General features: G+C 62.7%; 12 protein-coding genes and 1 pseudogene. 4 read left to right on the top strand and 9 right to left on the bottom strand.

The annotated features are described in order from the left end of the window. Nucleotides 1–806: 806 nt before the first annotated feature. A complete protein-coding gene (locus ACHMXB_RS05090) occupies nt 807–2111 on the top strand; it encodes an SRPBCC family protein (RefSeq protein ID WP_395403313.1) in 1305 nt (434 codons plus the stop codon). Further along, complete coding sequence (locus tag ACHMXB_RS05085) at nt 2108–3514, top strand: ferredoxin reductase (protein ID WP_395403311.1); 1407 nt, start codon at nt 2108–2110, stop codon at nt 3512–3514. The genes ACHMXB_RS05090 and ACHMXB_RS05085 overlap by 4 nt, the downstream gene beginning before the upstream one ends. A 130-nt stretch (nt 3515–3644) precedes the next feature. Here the strand turns inward: ACHMXB_RS05085 and ACHMXB_RS05080 are convergent. Further along, a pseudogene (locus ACHMXB_RS05080) lies at nt 3645–4644 on the bottom strand (NADP-dependent oxidoreductase). 291 nt (nt 4645–4935) lie between these two features. After that, complete coding sequence (locus ACHMXB_RS05075) at nt 4936–5739, bottom strand: SDR family NAD(P)-dependent oxidoreductase (protein ID WP_395403309.1); 804 nt, start codon at nt 5737–5739, stop codon at nt 4936–4938. Between the two features lie 73 nt (nt 5740–5812). On the opposite strand from ACHMXB_RS05075, the gene ACHMXB_RS05070 reads away from it, so the two are divergent. Then, nucleotides 5813–6403 carry a TetR/AcrR family transcriptional regulator gene (locus ACHMXB_RS05070; RefSeq protein WP_395403307.1) on the top strand — a complete coding sequence of 197 codons (591 nt, stop codon included), beginning with the start codon at nt 5813–5815 and terminating at the stop codon, nt 6401–6403. 182 nt (nt 6404–6585) lie between these two features. Here the strand turns inward: ACHMXB_RS05070 and ACHMXB_RS05065 are convergent, their stop codons facing one another. The 4 genes from ACHMXB_RS05065 to ACHMXB_RS05050 form a co-directional block, all read right to left on the bottom strand. Next, entirely contained in the window at nt 6586–7179 is a 594-nt protein-coding gene (locus ACHMXB_RS05065; protein WP_395405127.1) for a M24 family metallopeptidase, read from the bottom strand. An 818-nt stretch (nt 7180–7997) separates the two neighbouring features. Then, entirely contained in the window at nt 7998–9122 is a 1125-nt protein-coding gene (locus ACHMXB_RS05060) for an epoxide hydrolase family protein (RefSeq protein ID WP_395403305.1), read from the bottom strand. Between the two features lie 210 nt (nt 9123–9332). Beyond that, nucleotides 9333–9692 (bottom strand): hypothetical protein, encoded by a 360-nt coding sequence (locus tag ACHMXB_RS05055; protein ID WP_395403303.1) that lies wholly within the window; start codon nt 9690–9692, stop codon nt 9333–9335. Nucleotides 9693–9753: 61 nt separating this feature from the next. After that, nucleotides 9754–10767: an NADP-dependent oxidoreductase gene (locus ACHMXB_RS05050; protein ID WP_395403301.1), complete on the bottom strand. Its 1014-nt coding sequence runs from the start codon at nt 10765–10767 to the stop codon at nt 9754–9756. A 93-nt stretch (nt 10768–10860) separates the two neighbouring features. Between ACHMXB_RS05050 and ACHMXB_RS05045 the strand changes: the two genes are divergently transcribed. After that, on the top strand, nt 10861–11493 hold the full coding sequence (locus ACHMXB_RS05045) for a TetR/AcrR family transcriptional regulator (protein WP_395403299.1): 633 nt from the start codon (nt 10861–10863) through the stop codon (nt 11491–11493). Nucleotides 11494–12456: 963 nt separating this feature from the next. Here ACHMXB_RS05045 and ACHMXB_RS05040 read toward each other — a convergent pair. The 3 genes from ACHMXB_RS05040 to ACHMXB_RS05030 all read right to left on the bottom strand — a co-directional run bounded on the left by ACHMXB_RS05040 (nt 12457) and on the right by ACHMXB_RS05030 (nt 16277). After that, a complete protein-coding gene (locus ACHMXB_RS05040; RefSeq protein WP_395403297.1) occupies nt 12457–13527 on the bottom strand; it encodes an IS110 family transposase in 1071 nt (356 codons plus the stop codon). Between the two features lie 432 nt (nt 13528–13959). Then, nucleotides 13960–15300: a NosD domain-containing protein gene (locus tag ACHMXB_RS05035; RefSeq protein WP_395403295.1), complete on the bottom strand. Its 1341-nt coding sequence runs from the start codon at nt 15298–15300 to the stop codon at nt 13960–13962. Nucleotides 15301–15326: 26 nt separating this feature from the next. Then, nucleotides 15327–16277, bottom strand: a complete 951-nt coding sequence (locus tag ACHMXB_RS05030; RefSeq protein WP_395403293.1) for a carbohydrate kinase — start codon at nt 16275–16277, stop codon at nt 15327–15329. Nucleotide 16278: the final 1 nt, after the last annotated feature.

The following is a 16278-nucleotide window of genomic DNA, read 5'->3' as shown; positions in this document are numbered from 1 at the left end:
TGAACTGGTTGTACAGGTTGTTCGACACGCGGGCCCGGCGGCGCGCTTCGATGTCGATCGTGGTGCAGACGAACGAGTCATCCGACGTCCAGCCCTGCTGCGTGGTCAGGAAGACATTAGCCTGATCGGCTTCGATGCCGTCCCGAAGCCTCCTTCTATAAACCCCCGCTCACCAATGTCCACCAGGGCTTCGCCGGCGTAAGCGAGAGCGGCGGTCAGCCTCTGCGACTTGATATGCCAAGCAGCTCGAGGCGCACCTCAAGTTGACCACGCGAGCGTACATTTCTAGGCAAGCCTTTTTGAGCGCGTGCTTGGAGCCAAGGCTCCGTGCCTACCTGGGGCTGCATTCGAAAATTCCACAAACCCCACAACCGCAGGTTAGAGGCCAAACGTTGCGCGCATGTTTCTGATGGATGACGTTCCGCATCCGAAACCCTGGTTCGACAGGTCCCGGATGGGTCTTGGCAACGTTTGGTCGGCCCAGCAGAACACCGGAAATAAGCAGGACCGCCCGGACCCACACAACAACCTCGGTGGCATGTGTGTTCGGCCGGACTTGCGCTGCATCCTTAGGAGCTTGACAACAGGCGTGGCGTGCGCCACGCTGTTGCGTATCTTGATTGCTGTTGCGAATGACGCACTAGGAGACTGAAGCTTTGGAGTCACTACCTCTATCCCCGGCTTTTTCCTGAATCGTGCATTTATTCGATCAAATTTCATGACTACAACGCTCTCGCCCACACCGGGTCCCTAAGTCCCTGGTCCCCACGATTTACACCATACCCAGCCCTCCCGGGAGGAAACACATGACTACTTCAGTGACCGTGCCCCTCAATTCACGCGGAAAACTCGCTTCATCGTTGCCTGCAGAGCAGCTGGCTGAAATCACTGAGTTATTTGTGTCCCGGCGCACGGGATACTCCCTCGATGCCCCCTTCTACACGGACCCGTCGATTTTCAAAATCGACATGCAGGCCATTTTTGGCAAGCACTGGATCTTTGCCGCCAGCACGGCTGAGCTGCCGGAGCCGGGCGACTACGTCACGGTCGACTACGGGCCCTACTCTCTGATCGTGCTGCGCAACGACGACGGCGGCGTGAACGTCCTGCACAACGTATGCCGCCACCGCGGCGCCCGCGTCCTGACCGAATCCGCGGGGTCAACAGGAAACCTTGTGTGCGGCTATCACTCCTGGACCTACGCACCCAGCGGCGATTTGATCCACGCTTCGGCACCCGGAGAAACGAAGTTCGACAAGAGCTGCTTCGGCCTCAAGCGCGCTCATGGCCGGGAGGTCGCCGGACTCATCTTCGTTTGCATTGCTGATGAGCCGCCGACGGACTTCGACGAAACCTCGAAGATCTTTGAGCCCTACCTCGCGCCCCACGATCTGGCGAAGACGAAAATCGCTTACCAGCAGAACATCGTCGAGGAGGGCAACTGGAAGCTCGTCATGGAGAATAACCGTGAGTGCTACCACTGCGACGGCCACCCTGAGCTCGCCTGTTCCCTGTTCCCCACCTGGGGCCTGACCGAGGGTCTGGTCCCGCCCCATCTCGAGGAGGTGTGGAACCGCAACAAGGAAGCACAGTCCTCGCTCGAGGAGCGTTGCCGCCGCTATGGCCTTCCCTACGAGGTAGTCGAGGAGCTCGACACGCGCATCGCGGGAATCCGTATCTCACGGGAATCGCTCGACGGTGAAGGCGAATCGTTCTCTCCCAACGGGCGCAGGCTTTCCAAGAAGCTACTCGGTGACTTGCGGGACTTCCGCCTTGGCCGCTGCTCGATGCACCTTCAGCCCAACAGCTGGTTCCACTTCCTTGGGGACCACGTCATCACATTCGCAGTCTTCCCCATCAACGAACACCAGACACTAGTACGCACCACCTGGCTGGTGGCTGACGACGCCGAGGAAGGCGTCGACTACGACCTGGATAAACTCACCTACACGTGGAAGCAGACAAATCTGCAGGATAAAGCTTTCGTGGAGCTGTGCCAGAAGGGCGCCAACAGCCCCGCATACGAGCCCGGCCCGTACATGAAGAGCGAATACCAGGTCGAGGCATTCATCAACTGGTACGTGCAGCGAGTGCAGGAGCACTTGGCATGATTGAACTCCGCGCCGACACCGCGACCCAGGAACCACAGCGCATTCGCGGTCTTGAGATGCCGTGGAACAGGGTGATGGGCAGCACTGAGGGACCCGCCCGCGCCGCCCACGCACTGGGCCCCTGGCATCCGCAGGAGTTCATGGCCGAATGCGTCGAGACCACTCCCGAGGCGGGCGGCATGAGGACCTTCGTGTTCCGCCGCTGCGACGGTGCGCCACTGGCGTTCCGTGCGGGCCAGTACGTGAACGTCGCCTTTCCCGTGAACGGTGAGGACGAGGATCCGGTGGACCGCAGCTACTCGCTGTCCAGTTCGCCCACCCAGCCGTGGACCTTCAACATCACAGTCAAACGCGACCCCATTGGACTCGTCTCGCCCTGGGTGCACGAGAACGTCAAACCCGGCACCGTCCTCGAGATGCTCGGACCGGTCGGGGCATTCCACCTGCCTGACGCCGACCGCCGGGCACGATACCTCTTGCTGGCCGCCGGCGCAGGCATCACCCCCATTATGTCGATGGTGCGCACCATCCACTCCCTGCCCGGACAGGCCGATGTCGTGGTGCTCTACCACGGAGCTGAGGCCGGAGGATATGCCTTCCACCAGGAGCTGGCCTACATCGCGTCCGTGGACTCGAGGGTCAAGGTCTTCTACTCCCTAGGTGACCGCAGCAAACCCGAAGGGTGGCAATGGCTCAGCGGAAGGCTGACGGCGGGCATGCTTGACGAGGTTGCCCCCGATGCCAACGGCCGCCAGGTCTATGCCTGCGGCCCCGAGGGCTACCTGAACACCGCGACCGAGCTACTAGGGAAGGTCGGCGTCGACGACACCTCCATCAACATGGAATTCTTCACGGGGGATCGCCAGACGATCCTTGAATACCAGGCAGAGATCGCGCTTGCAGAGGACATCGCGGAGGAAATCGCCGGGGAAATCGCCGAGTCCGCCGAAGACTACTACGAAAGTCAGCCCACAGCGTTCGGGCTCTACGAGCCCGGCTACAACGCCGACGGACCCCTGAAGGCCACGGGACTACCGCTGGAAACTGTCGACCCTGGCACATCCGCCCCCGACGGCAGTGCGGATCTCGGGCCGGAGACTGGGACCACCGACCCCTCGAGCTTCGACACGGTCGGGACGGGAAGCCTCACCCTGTCCTTCATGCGCACCGGCATCAATGTGCGCATCGACCCCGACGAACACATCCTCGGGGTAGCCCAGCGTGCCGGCGTCAGGATCGGTGCGAACTGCAAGGAAGGGATGTGCGGCTCCTGCAAGGTCGTCAAGCTTTCCGGGGAAGTCGAGATGAACCACCAGGGCGGGATCCGGGCACGGGAAATCGATGCAGGCAAGTTCCTGCCCTGCTGCTCCAGCGCGCGGACCGATTTGGTGATCGATGCCTAACCGCTTCCAGCTGCTCTAGGCCAGACGGCATCAGGGATTGTTTTTACGGCAAGAATACAAGTGCGAGAATGCCATGGGTGGCGTTTCGCTTGCCCCCATGGATACCCGGGCTCCCCGTGACGCAAAATGATTAGTCGCTGATAGTGACGACGGCCTTGCCCTGCAGCCCGCCCTTGCCGAGGGACGACAGCGTCTCCGGCAGTGCAGCGAAGGGCGCAGTTTTCCCCACGACTGGGCGGATGACGCCGCTGTCGACAAGCCCCGCCAGCGTGCGGAGCTGCTCACCGCTGGCGTGCATGAACAAGAACTCGTACTCGACCCCGAGCTTCTTCGCCTGACGGCGCACCTTCGCGCTTAAGGCTGCAATCACGAGACGCACGATCCCGTTCAGGCCCGCGGCCTGGGCGAAGGCCGGGTCGGGCGGACCCGAGATCCCAATTACCTTACCTCCGGTTTTCAGAACGCGGAGCGACTTCTCGAGATTCTCCCCGCCTTGGCTGTCGAGCACCAGGTCGTAACCGCTGAGGAGCGTGGAGAAATCCTGCGTGCGGTAGTCGATGACCTCATCGGCGCCGAAGTCGCGGGCGAGGGCTGCGTTGGAGCCGCTGACGGTGGTCGCGACGGTGGCTCCGAGGTGTTTGGCCAGTTGGATCGCGATCGAGCCCACGCCTCCGGTGCCGGCATGGATGAGGACTTTCTGTCCCGGCTTGACCTGGCCGCGTTCGACGAGCGATTGCCACGCCGTCAGCGCCACCAGCGGCAACGACCCGGCTTCCTCGGCCGTGATCGATGCCGGCTTCAGGGCAACCTCGTTCTCGTCGATCGCGATGCGTTCGGCGAACGTCCCGATGCGGCCGTCGCGGGGCCTCGCGAAGACCTCGTCGCCCGGCTTAAAAGTTGCGTACTTTCGCGCCGACTTGGATCACGGTCCCGGCGACGTCGTGGCCGAGGGTGAAAGGGGTCTTGTATGGCAGGATCAGTTTGAACTCGCCCTCGCGAATTTTCTCGTCCAACTGATTGAGGCCCGCCGCTTGGACTTTGACGAGGACGTCCCCCTCGCCGACGACCGGTTCGGGCACATCTGCCATTTCGAGAGGCTGTTTGTAGCTGTTGACGACGAACGCTTTCATGTGGCTTCTTTCATAGATGAACTCGTTATGCTGAACCGCTGCGGCGAGCGCTGAGAACCTACCTGGCGGTCTCGGCCGAACGGCTCGTGGGTCTGGAAGACTGCGCGGCGCCCGGAAGGACGGCGGGCTGCGACGGGTTTATGGCTCTATCGCCCGGTGAAGTGCTTGAGCAGCAGCGTGTTGATCAATCAGAGCTGTCGCTCCACTTCTGTGCTGGCTTGGGTGGGGAGGGGCGGGCCGACGTGGCGGGTCAGATAAACGGCGCCAGGCGAGGCCCGCTCGAATGTTCCTTCAGGACCGGGTCATGGCGCGGCGTTGGATTCCGCCCATGAAGCGGACGACCTGGCGGCGCGGCAGCAGCTTGCTGGCCAGCGCCAGGGCGCGGCCGTTGGTGATGACCGACGGTGGCGCGGAGCGGCGGTCGAGGGTCTCGAGCGCGATCCTGACCACATCCTGCGGCGTTGCACGCGTGGTGCCGTAGTCGGCCGACTGGCTTCCGGCGGCGTCGAAGAACTCCGTCCCCATGGCACCGGGGCAGACGGCGAGGACGCGCAGGCCAGTGCCGCGGGCTTCTTCCCACAGCGATTCGGTGAGGCTGAGGACGAAGGCTTTGGTGGCCCCGTAGACACCCAGATAAGGGCTCGGCTGGAAGCCCAGCAGGCTCGCAACGTTGATGAGGATGCCGGTTCCTGCGGTGGTCAGCGGGTCGATGTATGCGCGGCTGAGGTCCACCAGGGCGCCGACGTTCAGCGCGATCATGCCCTGGAGGCGTTCAGGGTCCTCGTCTGTGAAGGCGTTGTGGGTGCCGAAGCCGGCGTTGTTGACAAGCCCGGTGGCGTGGATGCCGCGGGATTCGAGTTCGGCGCGAAGCGCGCGTCCGGCGTCCGGCTGACCGAGGTCCCGGGCAACGGTGGTCACGGTTACGCCGTGGTCGCGGCTAAGTTCCCCGGCCAGGCTTTCGAGCCGGTCTGCGCGGCGGGCGACGAGCACGAGGTTGGAGCCGCGTCCCGCGAGCTGTCGGGCGAACTCCGCACCGAGGCCGGAGCTTGCCCCGGTGACGATGATGGTCTGGCTGGAATAGTCAATTCTGCTCATGCAATACATTTTATGCACGTTGATGCACTGAGTGCAATACTCGGTTTGGAGTAAACCATCGTACTATGGGTGCATGGTCCCGAAGATGACACCCATCCGCGAGCAGACCCGCGCCGTCGTCCGGTCCCTGCTGGCACGCACCGCCCTAGAGCAGTTCGCCGCCAAAGGCTACGACAACACCACCGTCGAGGAGGTCGCCGCCGCCGCGGGAGTCTCCCGCCGGACCCTGTTCAACTACTTCCGCAGCAAGGAGGACCTCGCGCTCAGCGGCCTGGCGGAACAGGGCGAACTCATTGCCGGACGTTTTGCTGAGCGCCCAGCGGATGAAGATCCATGGGCGTCCCTCCGCGCGGCGTTCCAGGTGCTCGAGGAAATCGACACCACCGCCGAGCGCCGGCTCGAGTTCGTCACGCTACTGTTCGGGAACGAATCGCTGCGCGCCGGACACGCCGAGAAGCAGGCCCGCTGGCAGGACCTGCTCACGCCGCTGATCGAGCCACGACTGCCAGCGTCCGACCGCCGCACACTGGAGGCACGCGTAATCGCAGCCGCCGCGATCACCTGCCTCCAAGCCGCACTGGAAGAGTGGGTCAGGCAGGGCGGACGCGTCGACCTGTTCGAGCTCTACGACACCGCCGTGCACGCCGTCCGCCGCCCCGCCTGAATCAGCGAGCGGCGTCCAGCCGCTGAGAGACCCTGACCCGTCCGGCCCGACGACGGAATGAACGGGCGGAACGGCCAGAGGAACGGACGGTGGCCGTCGGATGCGGCTCCCGTCCTGGGTTTGGGCGGTGTCCATCACGCCTGGAATGACCGAATTCACGCGGATTCGACGGGGAGCGAGTTCTACTGCAAGTGCGTTCTGGTGCGGGAAACGTGATGCAGGGTCAAAGGGTGAGCGGAAAGTGCTGTTCCGCCGTGCGGCCCTGTGAGGAACGTGTTGGCCACCCCTGCGGCGTCACCCCTTGCGGGATCAGTGAGGCTGGGGTGCAAGACAATTGCCTCGCCGTCGCGCAGCCGCGTCCGTGCGCCCGGCGCCACAGTCACGGGTATTTCGTCGACGCCGGTGCCATGCCCGAAACCGACGGTCGGACGGCCGGCGTCGCCAAGATTTTCGGCCAGAACCCCGTATTCCTGGTCCACCCGAACATGCTCGGCGGCCCCGGCCAGCGCGCCGATAACCCGGCGGGCGAGGAGGCGCCGCCGGTCAGAAACCCGGCCAATGGCGTAGATGGCGCCAAGCTCCACCCAGTGCCCGTCCGGCCCCGAAGTTTCCACGAACACGGTCACAATGTCCCCCTCCAGAATGTCCCGCGCCCGGGGCGCCTGCCCGCGAAAGTCATTGGCGACCACGTGCACGATGTCAAAGACCGAGCCGGACACCCGCAGGCTCTGGGTGATGGCGGCAGCGACTTCCCGTTCGGTTGCCTCCGTCTGCAGGACCCGCTCACGGCCCTAATGCCACGTTCCGCGATCCGCATTGCCTGCCAAAGCTGTTGGGCCTTTGCCTGGTCGTTGCCCCTGCGAAGGTGCTCTACAGTTCCGCTGGCGTCACCCACCTGTATCCAACCCCTACAGCTGGCGCCTGGGAACCCCACACTGACGGCCCTCTGCACGGCAGTTCCGACCCCGGGGGCCGGATCGCGGTCACAGTAACCAAGGCGACCGCGGCCACTGCTGACTTTGTGATCACTTTTACCGAGACTGGGGTGCTCAGTCGCCCTGCGCCTCGTAGCAGTTTCCACTGTCCACTACCGTGAACGTGCCAAAAAGGCCACGAGAAGACCTATCGTCTGGGGATTATTCATCGCGCTTCCGACCGACTGCCCGGATTCTACCCGACGGCGGATGCTGCCTGGTCGCCAGAAGGGCGAGGTCGTGGACGAGTCGCTGCACTTCGCGTTCACCGCCCTGGGAAGAAAAGAGGAGAGCGGCAGGTGTCCCGGCGGGAGGACCAGGGGCGAGGGCTGGTTTTGGGACAGCCGCCACCGAAGCCGCTTCCTCAAACGGATGAATAAATCTAACCGGTTCCATCACAATCCCCCAGTGTTCATGGTCTGCTCTGTCTACCATGAACTGATCCGCTCATCGCCGGATCACTCCGGAAAATATCAAGTCCGTTTCACCTCGGCACGCCTAAGCGACCTTACCAACGGAGTCACGACCACGCTCAGCGAAGACTGAGACGTCTCATATCCCTAGGGTTATGGGGCATCCCGGGTTACGAGTCACCCTTTGATGTTGGCTGCATCTATTGCTCAGAGGGTGTGCAAGAACGCGGTGATGTCATTGGCGAGGAGCTCGGGTTCCTCGTGCGGAGCGAAATGTCCGCCCCGGGGCATCCTTGTGTATCTGGTGACCTGATATGACCGATCGGCCCAACTTCGGGGTGGCTGTGCGAGGTCGAACGGGAATAGGGCGACTGCCGTCGGGACCCGCACCTGATCCACACGCGTTGTGAAGCCAGCTGCGAATTCGTAATACGGGCGGAACGACGTGCCGATGGAGTTCGTGAACCAGTAGGCGGATGCGAGGGTGATGAGGTAGTCCTCACTGAATCGTGTCGAGACGTCCCCTCCGCAGTCGCTCCAGACCCGGTGCTTTTCGAGGATCCAAGACAGGAGGCCTGCCGGCGAGTCCGATAGTGCGGGAGCGAGGGTGAGGGGACGGGTTTGCTGCTGGTGTTGGTACGCGCCTTCTGCTGCAACCCAGGCGCTTACGCGTTCTAAGTGTTCTTGTTCTTCGGGGCTGACCGTAGCGGGGTCAATTTGAAGCGGTGCAGCAACTGCAAGGAGATGGATGCCAGCGACTGCTTGGGGATGGGCCGCGGCCAGGCGTGAAGTAATTCCTGCGCCGAGGTCGCCGCCGTGGGCCGCGTAGCGGTCGAAGCCGAGGTGGTCTGTCATCAACCGGTGCCAGAGCTCGTGTGTCTGCTCATGCAGGGAGGGGCGCTGCGGGGAGAATGGCAGACCTGGCAGGGCCGGAACAATTACCGTTACGGCAGTCTCGGAACTGCCGCCGAACCGCGACGGTGCCGCTAACCGCTCGGCGAGAGCCACGAGCTCCAGAGCGGTGCTGGGCCATCCGTTGGTGAGGATGAGAGGGAGGCCGCCCTGCTTTTCCGGGTCGAATCGAAGATATGCGAGGGCCGTGCCGTCGATGTCGGCTGTATGCCAGGGCAATGCATCGATGTGACGTCGTTGCGCCACCCAGTCGAAGTCCTCGGCCCAGTACGAAACCAGTCGGCGCAGCTCTTCCTGGTCAGTTCCGGCCTCCCAGCCCGTCACAGGCCAGGAGGCAGGCCACCGCGTGTTACGAAGCCGGCGTCGCAGATCATTGACCTCATCGTTTGTCGGATCGAGGGTGAGGGGGGAACGGGACATAGCGCTCATTTCAACTGATGCATAAGTCGAGACGTTTAGATGAACTTATCGCAGCCTGTGCTGCTTCCTTCTCGTTGCGGCCATGCTGTGTTGGGACAGCGGAAGAGCAGGACTCGGGGTGCGGCCGGGGGTTGTTGCTGGGCAACAGTGTCCGGGGATGAACGAGGCCACGGCCCTGGTCGCGGTGACCGGGTAGTGCCTCGACAGGCATCAAGTTGCGGGCCCGACCATGACGGTCGCTTCCTCGATGCGTTCGAACCGTCCGTCGGAACCCAGGGCGGCGAAGACGTAGACCTCATAGACGACGCGCCGGCCATCGACGCCGAACAGCTCGATGAGGTGGCGTTCGGCGTAGCTGCTGCCGTCGGTGATTTCATCCAGGACGGTAATGGTGACTTCTTGGGTGTTGCTTCGCAGGCGCCTGATGCGGGCGAGAAATCCGGCCCGGTCGTCCCACTGCCCGTTCGTGCGTTGGCGGAAGTCGGGGCTGATGTGACGGTCGGCTGCCTCGTCGACAGGAAGGTTGTGATTCTCGAGGAGGTCGGCCAGGGCGCCTCGGAGTGTGGTCATTGAATGGCTCCTGATCTCCCCGGCCGTACGGATGCCGGGTTATGGCCGGCTCGTGGCGAGCTCATCGGACAGTGAGCACAATCTTGCCCTGGATGTGTCCCTGGGCCGCCCTCTCGTGGGCCTGCTGGGCGCTGGCGAGGGGGTAGGTGCTGTCGATGGCGACGCGCACTGTGCCGGCCTCGATCAGGCCGGCCAACTGTTCGAGCTGTTGGCCGTCGGAGCGCACCTGGGTGGATGAGACCACGACTCCGTGCTCGGCGACCTCCTCGGGGTCGAATTCGGCGAGGTAGACCGGAAACAGCGCGCCGCCGCGCTTGAGCGTGCGGAGGAAGCGTCGGCTGTGGGGACCGCCGACGGTATCGACTACAAGGTCGATGTCGTGGGCGGTGTCTTCGGGGCGGTTCTCGGTGTAGTCGATGAATTCGTCAGCGCCGAGTTCCCGCAGGAATTCTTTGTGTTCTCCCGAGGCGACGGCGATGACGTGCGCGCCCTTCCATTTCGCAAGCTGGACGGCGAAGTGCCCAACGCCGCCCGCAGCCCCGTTGACCAGCACCGTAGTGTTTGAGTCGAGCCTGACCGGGCGGTGCCGATGGGCCTGAAAAGGCGAGGGATGGTCGTGTCCCAGCTCGACGAGGAACTGCCATGCGGTCAGCCCTGACATTGCTGCACCCGCGGCGTGCAGGTGTTCGACGCCCGCTGGCTTGTGCGCGAGGTCTGCGGCCGGGACGGTCACGTATTCGGCATAGGCGCCGCCCTGGAGGCTGGTGGGGAAGCGGACCAGGCCGAAAACTTCTTCGCCCTTCGTGAAGCCTTCGACGTCGCCGGCGACAGCCTCCACGACCCCTGACACGTCGGTGCCCAGGATGATGGGCAGGTTCATGGGCGGCAGCATCTCTCGCGGCACGCCCGGCATGCCCTCCCGCATATACCAGTCCGGAGGGTTGACGCCCACCGCGGAGACCCGGACGAGCACCTCGCCCGGCCCCACCTCGGGGACCGGCACCTCCTCGTGGCGCATTACCTCGGGGCCGCCGAAGTGGTGAATTCGAATCGCCTTCATACTGTTCGTGGGCATTGCGTGTCCTTTCAGTGGCCTGCCTGTACCATTATTGGAGCAGTGCTCCGAATTTACTGGAGCACTGCTCCGGTTGTCAAAAGGAGATGTGAGATGCGTGTCGACGCTCAAAGAAACTATGAGCACCTGCTCGATACTGGCCGCGTTGTTATCCTCGAGCAGGGAGCTGAGGCGTCGCTGCGCGACGTCGCCCGCCGGGCTGGCGTTGGATTGGGAACGCTTTACAGGCATTTTCCGTCGCGGGAGGCCCTGCTTGAAGCCTTGCTGCGCGAGAGCTTTGACAAGCTGGCAGCGCAGGCAGTCGAGCTTGAGGCGGCAAGCGCACCGGCAGAGGCACTCATTGTCTGGCTGCGCGATTTCGTCGCGTTCTCCCGTACCTACCGGGGCGTCACGGAGATGATGATGGCCGCCATCGAAAACACGGAGTCCGCCCTCCATAACTCATGCGTCAGGCTGCGCGGCGCCGGCACGCAGTTGCTCACCCGCGCCCAGGCCGCCGGCGCCGCCCGCCCCGACATGGATGGCAGTGACCTGTTCGCGCTCGTCACCGCACTCGCCTGGCTCGGCGACCAACCCTCAAGCGCGACCCGCGCCGGTCATCTCTTCGACATCATCGCAAGCGCAATCCTCGTAAATCGAGCAAGCGGCGATCCCCTCTGCCGAATCCCCCTAAGGCGGCACTGGGCTCAACACGCGCCGCGACGGAGGCTCAAGATGCCGGCATAGCCGACCCGATTGGATATGCGATAAGGCACAGGAATCCCAGCGGCAACAAACCTGCGTCTAAACGATCCTCGGCCCCGACACCTCACAGCTGCTCCCGTGCTGGCTGACACCGGCTTGGCCGCCCACGAATAAACCTTGGCCATACCCTTCACGTACTCCCTCACCTCGTCTGCCATCAGCGGAACCGCCTTTGCAGCCACATGAGCTCCCGTCGACTTCGGTCATGCTGTTGTACCAAGCGTGGGCAATGAATGGATATGAACAACTGGCCAGACAGCAGGCACCACCGCCCGGGACTGCCCGGTCCAATTCCACGACGTCATGTCGCGATGAACCGGATTGGAGGAACCCAGTGAAAGACGAACCACGCGGGAAAAGAAGTCCGCGCCCTATTTTTCTCAGGCCACGGACGTCCATGAACAGGCAACGAGCGACAACCGGTCGATCGAGGCAGACGAGGAGGCACCCGGGCCACCAATGAAAAAGGCCCCCGAAGGGGCCCCTCACAACACAATTTGTCCACACTCAGAGGCCTAAAAGCCGCTGACCTGCGAAAACACTGTGTCCTAGGTGGGAATCGTACCAGCCGATCCCCTGGAAATCCGCCCCGCTTTTAAAAAACCTCCCCAATCCTCCGCAGTTCGATGTCAGTACAACCGAGTCCGAAGCCGAGGGTGTGCACATTATGCACACCCTCTTTTTTAGCATTTTGAGCTCACACCTGAGTGTGACGACCCATTGGGCCTTGTGAGTCCCACTGCATTACCGGCCGCCACTCCACTTCCAGCCATTCCCCGCCCCAGCCGGAATCCGACCCACGACCTTGGCTGGGCATTTCTGTCCGTAGCTAGCCGATGTCAGGGATTCATGAGACGACATAGCCGTTGCGACCTCCTTCAAGCACACCGGGAGACAATTCGAAGCGGTATGACGGAATCACGATTATCGACTCTTCTATGGTTGTCAACGCAGTAATGGCTGGAGGCTGTTGGCATTGAGTGTGCGGTAGATCCGCCGGGCGAGGTAGCGTTTCACGCACCGTCTGATCTCTTTCTTGGTCCGCCCTTCTGCCTGCCGTTTTGCTGCATATGCGATGGTTTCCGGATCGAACGCCATCCTGGTCAGAGCAACCATGTGAAGGGCTTTATTCAGGGTCCTGTCACCTCCGCGGTTGAGCCGATGACGAACGGTATTGCCGGATGAAGCCGGAATGGGGTTGACCCCGGCGAGGGAAGCGAAAGCCGCCTCGGAGCGTACCCGGCCTTGATGCGACCAGGCGGTGAGACAAATGGCTGCCGTGACAGGTCCGAAGCCGGATTCCTGCAGCAGCGGCGCGGCTTCGCTTACCTCGACCAGTTCGGTGATCCGGGAGCCGTTTGCCTTGATCTCCGCGTCAAGGTCGCCGATGCGCTTGGCCAGCCTGACGGCTTCGGAGCGGGCCACCGACACCGCAAGAGGTTCTTCACGGGCCCGCCACCGGGACACCTCCAGGATCTGGCTTCTGGTCAACGACTCGCGCGCATCGAAACCCAAATCATTGATTCGCAGCAGCGCAGTTAACGCGTTCACGGTCCTGGTCCGGTCGGTTGTCATCGAATGCCGCGCACTGATCAGGACACGCAACGCTGCGCGGACCCCTTCGTTCAACCGTGGCCGGCGCAACATATCCTCTTCCAAGGAAAGGACCGCAGAAGCGATCCGGTGCGCGTCCAGCGGATCCGACTTACCAACCCCACGACGCGGCAAAGCATCCATACGCGCAGCCTCGGCCACCTGGTAACCGGCAGCAGCGACAGCCCCGGCCAGCACAGCACCGTAGGAAGCGGTGCCCTCGATCACCCACAGAGTCGCCAGATCCGCTTCGGTGCGACGAGCGACCCAAGCAATAGCGCGACTGATTCCTGCACCGGTCGCCGGGAAATCCCGGCTATCGATCCGTTCCCCGCTGGGCACGGCGATGATGGCGAAGACGTGCTTCCGGGCATGGGTATCGACACCCACGACAAACGGGTGGGTATACGCAACGATAGTCATAGCGGTTCTGGCACCTTCCTCATTCAGCGGAAATGGTCGGAGCCGTTACGGGCCGGTACCAGTCCGGGTAGAGGTCACTTCGGAACAGCACTGTGACGAGCCACGCCCCGCACGGAGGCGGACAATCTTCTGATCAAGTCACCGAGGTGGGCCGGGCAGGTGCCGGCCGCCCACCCAGCAGACGGACATGTCGATAACAGGACACCCTCGGACGGGGGGCCAAGCGTTCAGATGAGTCACGACCGCCGGGTGGAACGGCCTGCACTTACTCTGCCAGCCAGTCCCAGACCAGCCACCCCAATCCTCACAGGCGTTCTGAACCTCTGGCTGGGGTCGCCGGGCTGCGGAACCCCGATCGGGATTCGACCAGCGGTCTGGGTGCCGGTGTCTTTGCCGACCGAGTTGCGGGTCGCACAAGTGCAATGCGCCCGTCTAGAAACCCACCGTGGGCGTGGCCCGAAACGCGTTAACAACCCTGTCTGCGATGACTTGGGCGTCTGTTCCGGAATCAAGGATCGTATTCCTCGCCGATTCGGGATCCACCATGACGGCCGTAACGGCGAGGTTGTCGGAGGCCCCGGTCGTCAACAGGGCGTCCACCTGGGACTCGAAGCAGGAGTCACTTGTCCTGGAGTCAACGTCCTTCGCTACCACATGGTTGTTGGAGACGAAGTTGCCAACCCCGGCCATCAGCCGGATGATGACCGGCGTCGCACCTGTGGGCCGGATGCTCTGTGAGTCGATGATCTGGGAGAAGTGGTTGCCGATGACCGAGTTGTTGTTGCCGCTGACACAGAGAAGGCCGTTGAGGTCGTCCAGTCCGTTGTTGATTCCCAGGAAGGGCGTCCAGGGCTCATGGTCACGCAGGAAGTGGTTCGTGGCCACAAGGTTTTCCGAACTGTTCGCCGCGAGAATTAGCATCCCGGGGTAGAAGGAATGCAGACGGTTGTTGGTGACGCTTGAACGCGTGACTCCGGTGAGATGGACGCTGCTCGCACCACGGGGAAAGACGTTGTTCGCGGTTATCAGGAGCCCACCATGGTTCTCGGCGTAGATCGAGTGCCCCTTGGGGCCTGCCCCGACCAAATTATCGGTGATCTTTGATGCCTGTCCCCACCCGCGCAGCTCGATGCAGCTTCCGCATTCAGCGATGAAGTTGTGGTGGATGGAAAGCGCGTCCGCGTTATGGATGGTGAGTGCGTTCTCCAAGTAGACGAACCCCATATCGGTGACCCGAAACGAGTCATTGGCGCTGGCTACATATATGCCGGTCTTGCCGTTGACGTATGTGTTCTCGGGAGGCATCCCGGAACCGTCCGGAATGAAATGCAGGCCATCGATGCAGAAGTTGGAGAACTCGACCGAGCTGATCCGCGGGCTCCCGGCTCTCTCAACAAGGAAGGCGGCTCCCTTGGATTCCTCCCCCTCGCCGGCGGAGGGAAGGTCGACGATGATGCGGCTCCCCCCGGGCCAGAGCTCATGCAGGTCGGGCCATTCGTCTTCGGGAACGTTGAACCGGATGCTCGACGACGTGAATCCGTGTCCCGAACCTTCGATCCGAAGGAAGCTGACGTCGATCACCACCTGTGTGCGGAGGTGGTAGTCCCCCGGCGGAATGTAGATCACCGCGCCCGGCTTTCCTCCGTTGTTCACATCGGTGGCGACCTGCCGTTCCTTGATGTCGGCGATGATGCTGTTGATGACTTCACCGACGTCCTTGGCTGGGTTGCCGACCGGCCACGTGGTCACATCGTAATGGTTGTTGCTTGGCATGGGCTCTTCCCTTTGTTCTCTGGTTCTCATGGTGCCACCGGTTGATGCTCCGGGAGTTCCTCCAGTAGTTCCTCTGACGTTGGAGGGCGAGCGCCGGGGCGGCGTACTGTGATGGCCGCTGCTTTTGATGCTATGCGGCCCAGCGACTCCAGCACCGAGGGCGCTAGCCCGTCTGCTCCGCGCATGAGGAGTCCGTAGATCAGGGCAGCCATGTACGAGTCGCCGGCTCCTATGGTGTCGGCCACGGCAGACTTAACCGAGGGAACAACTACCTGCGTGCCTCTCGTTGTGAGCAGTGATCCCTCCGCTCCCATGGTGACGGCGATGAGTCCGGCGCCCAGTTCGAGGATACGTTTTGTGATGGCTTCCAGGGATAGCCGCGGATAGAGCCACAGTGCATCCTCGTCGCTGAGTTTGACTACCTCTGTGAACGGGACGAGTTCCTCGAAGATGGTTTTTGCCTCAAATTGGCTGCCGAGCAGTCCAGGGCGAATGTTGGGATCGTAGGTGACGACGCAGCGCTGATGTGATTGTTCGATAAGCTCCCTGACGACTGTTGCTCCGGGCGCCAGAAAGGTCGCTATCGAGCCGGTGTGCAGAATTTTGGGAAGCGCGGCCGGCGTGATTCGCGGGAGGTCCCATCGAACGTCGAAGTCATACTGTGCTGAACCATCAGAAGCCAGAGCCGCGGTCGCCGTGGCTGTTTTGCCACGGCCCTTGGAACCGGGCAGGAGATGAACACCGGCGCTCCGAAGGTGCTTTTCGATGGCGGCGGCATGGTGGTCGTCGCCGATCGAGGTCAGCAATGCGGTGTCCACTCCCAGCCGTCCGAGTCCGTAGGCGACGTTTGCAGGTGATCCGCCGGGGTGCTCCACGGTGCCTCGGGGAGATACAACTATGTCCACGAGGGCTTCGCCGACCACAAGGACATCTATGCCCGTTCTGGGGTCTTCGTCGGTGTGCTGGACTGTTGGCATT

It is taken from the genome of Arthrobacter sp. UC242_113 (assembly GCF_044054585.1).
GTDB lineage: Bacteria > Actinomycetota > Actinomycetes > Actinomycetales > Micrococcaceae > Arthrobacter.
Note: the sequence above shows the minus strand (reverse complement) of the source record. Positions and strands in the feature narration are given on the sequence as shown.

Bases quoted from the DNA above. Each gene is read 5' to 3' on its own strand.
- ACHMXB_RS05090 (WP_395403313.1), top strand. From the start codon at position 807: ATGACTACTTCAGTGACCGTGCCCCTCAATTCACGCGGAAAACTCGCT.
- ACHMXB_RS05085 (WP_395403311.1), top strand. From the start codon at position 2,108: ATGATTGAACTCCGCGCCGACACCGCGACCCAGGAACCACAGCGCATT.
- ACHMXB_RS05075 (WP_395403309.1), bottom strand. From the start codon at position 5,739: ATGAGCAGAATTGACTATTCCAGCCAGACCATCATCGTCACCGGGGCA.
- ACHMXB_RS05070 (WP_395403307.1), top strand. From the start codon at position 5,813: ATGGTCCCGAAGATGACACCCATCCGCGAGCAGACCCGCGCCGTCGTC.
- ACHMXB_RS05060 (WP_395403305.1), bottom strand. From the start codon at position 9,122: ATGTCCCGTTCCCCCCTCACCCTCGATCCGACAAACGATGAGGTCAAT.
- ACHMXB_RS05055 (WP_395403303.1), bottom strand. From the start codon at position 9,692: ATGACCACACTCCGAGGCGCCCTGGCCGACCTCCTCGAGAATCACAAC.
- ACHMXB_RS05050 (WP_395403301.1), bottom strand. From the start codon at position 10,767: ATGCCCACGAACAGTATGAAGGCGATTCGAATTCACCACTTCGGCGGC.
- ACHMXB_RS05045 (WP_395403299.1), top strand. From the start codon at position 10,861: ATGCGTGTCGACGCTCAAAGAAACTATGAGCACCTGCTCGATACTGGC.
- ACHMXB_RS05040 (WP_395403297.1), bottom strand. From the start codon at position 13,527: ATGACTATCGTTGCGTATACCCACCCGTTTGTCGTGGGTGTCGATACC.
- ACHMXB_RS05035 (WP_395403295.1), bottom strand. From the start codon at position 15,300: ATGCCAAGCAACAACCATTACGATGTGACCACGTGGCCGGTCGGCAAC.
- ACHMXB_RS05030 (WP_395403293.1), bottom strand. From the start codon at position 16,277: ATGCCAACAGTCCAGCACACCGACGAAGACCCCAGAACGGGCATAGAT.